Annotated in this window: 1 protein-coding gene; it reads left to right on the forward strand. The window is 32.7% G+C overall.

Translation table 11 applies throughout. The features are described from left to right. Nucleotides 1–159: 159 nt before the first annotated feature. A partial coding sequence (locus AB4486_RS27300; protein ID WP_372119919.1) for a putative quinol monooxygenase occupies nucleotides 160–275 on the forward strand: 116 nt, incomplete at its 3' end.

Consider the following 275-nt stretch of genomic DNA (forward strand, 5'->3'; position numbering starts at 1 on the left):
ATTTTAGATAATGTTTAAAAAATAATTAGATAATCCATGACGATTCATTGACTACACTGATTGGTGTTGCCAGTGCTTACGGCAAGCTACAGAAATAAGGTGTTTTTTTTTTTAGGGTTATTATTGTTGTTAACAAGTAGAGAGATAAAGGAATTAAACATGACTAAATTGACTATTGTTGCAAATATTGTTGCGAACGAAGATAAAGTTGAACTGGTTAAAGCAGAGCTATTGAAGCTGATTGATATCACGCGTGCTGAAGAAGGCTGCATTAA

It is taken from the genome of Vibrio sp. 10N.222.55.C6, assembly GCF_041473395.1.
Classification (GTDB): Bacteria; Pseudomonadota; Gammaproteobacteria; order Enterobacterales; family Vibrionaceae; genus Vibrio; species Vibrio crassostreae_C.